The sequence below is a fragment of the Moorena sp. SIO3I8 genome (assembly GCF_010692325.1).
Taxonomy (GTDB): domain Bacteria; phylum Cyanobacteriota; class Cyanobacteriia; order Cyanobacteriales; family Coleofasciculaceae; genus Moorena.
Genome location: NZ_JAAHHW010000272.1, coordinates 1 through 2,469, shown reverse-complemented (window position 1 = coordinate 2,469; position 2,469 = coordinate 1). Strand labels below are relative to the sequence as shown.

The 2,469-nt window shown below is 42.4% G+C and carries 1 protein-coding gene; it reads right to left on the bottom strand.

Going from position 1 to position 2,469, the window contains the following annotated elements; genetic code table 11:
• Positions 1–180 precede the first annotated feature (180 nt).
• Complete coding sequence (gene ltrA / locus F6K51_RS36070) at positions 181–1,881, bottom strand: group II intron reverse transcriptase/maturase (RefSeq protein WP_293030677.1); 1,701 nt, start codon at positions 1,879–1,881, stop codon at positions 181–183.
• Positions 1,882–2,469 lie beyond the last annotated feature (588 nt).

The following is a 2,469-nucleotide window of genomic DNA, read 5'->3' as shown; positions in this document are numbered from 1 at the left end:
GCATATTTCCCTTTTGTTACCAAAAGGTATTGAGTCCAACCTAAAAGGTTGTTTTACGTGAGGGTAGGTGGTGTAAATTACCCTGGGGAGTCGGCTCCCCGCTTTACTTGACCAGTTCAGGTCGCGCAGTTTCCCCTCATCCGGCTCCTCATTACAGTACAATCCTTGTCAGTGGCACCTCTAGAATGGATTTTCATCTAGATTCAGTGAATTAGATTTCGTTCCATGTTTGACATCGTGACAATGCAGGTGGAGTAGTTCCATATTTTTGTCTAGGTCTTCTCCACCGAGTGCGCGTGGTATTATGTGGTGTTTTTCTATTAAATCTCCATCCCTGAAGGTAAGGCCACAATGGGAGCATTTTCCTTTTTGTTTTTTAAGTAGTCTTCCTTTTTGACTGTTTATTTCAGGATGTTTTCCCATTCTGGAATTCCAATATATTAAGTTTCCGTTAAATGGACTTGTGGTGTTCTTGACTTTGATGTGCCGGACGATTTTCGTTTTGGCATGTTTCAAGAGGTAACTCTTTCCGTCTGTGAACGTCCAGTTGTCTTTTTCTACGGTTCCCCAATATTTATTGATTACCCAGGTTTTTGATTTGTTTGGATGTCGCCTGTATCCCCATCTTTGGAGTTTGTTCCAGAGCATGCATTCGAGGTCTTTGAAGGTTTCTTTACTACAAACAGCTTTGTTGTAATTACACCATCCTCGTATGACAGGTGAGAGTCGGCTGATTAGGGCAGCCTGAGGGGCAGCTTTGTGACGGTCGATTATGTCAGCGAGCTGCCTATAGTGTTCTAGAACTTTTTCCTTGGATGGTTTGATGATGGTTTTAAAGCCTAGTTTTGAATGGTTTTTTCCGGCTGGATATTGTCGGATGTTGAATCCTAGGAAATTGAATCCTTCCGAAGTGTGAGTTATCTTTGTCTTACTGGGCTTTAATTCCAACCCTATGTCTTTTAGCCATTCACTGATGATTCTCTGACATTCTTCTATTATGGTTTGGTCTTTGTGCATGATGACAAAATCATCCGCATATCTAATTAGACTTATACCTCTCATCTTTTGAGCTTTTCCTAGTTTTTCTCCTTTTTTGTTCTTTTTATTTCCGATATAAGTCTTAATTATTGTTTCCATTCCATGAAGGGCTATGTTCGCAAGGAGAGGTGATATTACTCCTCCTTGTGGTGTGCCTTCTTCGGTTTCTGAGAATGTGTTATTATCCATCACACCAGCTTTTAACCAAGATTTAATTAATCGCCTCAAGGATGGATAGGTGTTTAATTTCGTGAGAAGAACATCGTGATTGATTTTATCGAAACATTTGGAGATATCGGCGTCTAGTACCCATTTAGGTTTTTTGCAGATCCCATTAAATATTGCTTCGATGGCATCATGACATGAGCGTCCTGGTCTGAACCCATAGGAGTTAGGTTCAAATTTAGCCTCCCATTCAGGCTCTAGTGCTTGTTTGACTAGTGCTTGTAGGGCGCGGTCATGCATTGTTGGGATTCCTAATGGGCGTTTTTCCTTCTGTCCGGGTTTTGGAATCCATACCCTTCTAGTTGGTTTGGCTTTTCTTGAGATTTCCAGATTAGTTACTAAGGCCAGACGTTGTTTACCATTTAAGGTTTTAACCCCGTCTATTCCAGCAGTTTTCTTACCTTTGTTCTCTTGGGTTACCCGCCTGACCGCAATCATTTTGGCTGACCAAGACTTGATCAGGGTCTTTTGTAATTTACGTACCACGCGAACATCGTCACGCTGTGAGGCTTGGTATATTCGTTTTTGTAACTTGAACACGGTTATTTCTAGCTTTCGCCAGTTGACCTTGTTCCATTCCGACTGTGGGTTGAATCCCCGAGTTTTAGACTTCTTCATTACTACTTACAACTACACCTATTCCTGTAACGTGAGTCCGTTGGCATATCCATAGGTATTACCCTAGGCATTGGCTTCTGACTCTATCTCTCCCCCAGATGACTTACGGTTAACTACCTACTCAGAATGTTCGACCTTTCTGAGAGTTCTTGTGGGGGTTACTTCGTTCCTGATAACCATTCTGTAGACTTTTAGGGCGGCATTGTTCACCGGGAATTTTATTTCTAGGGAAATCAATAGTTAAGCGACCAACTAACTATCCTTTATTCCGTTTGACTTTTTGTCTGTGGCGTATCAATCCATTTCGCCACGTGTAGGTGTCGATGATTCAAACATGCCTTCCTTGCGTACCCATGAGTCTTTTGCCTGCTACTAACTTTCCCTGGATTGGTTCCGCTTCGCTGTTCGACCCTTGCTTTCAATCCATGGGTTTTGTTAGTTCCCATGAACCAGGGTAGGGCTGTCACTCGGATTTCACGAGGGATGGTCTTTCACCATCATGGTTATCAAGTTGTCAAGGTTCTTTCTTCCTTGCGACTAATCCTCCTAAACCCTTGATGGGCAAGGTTTCTAGTCAACGAATCGCAC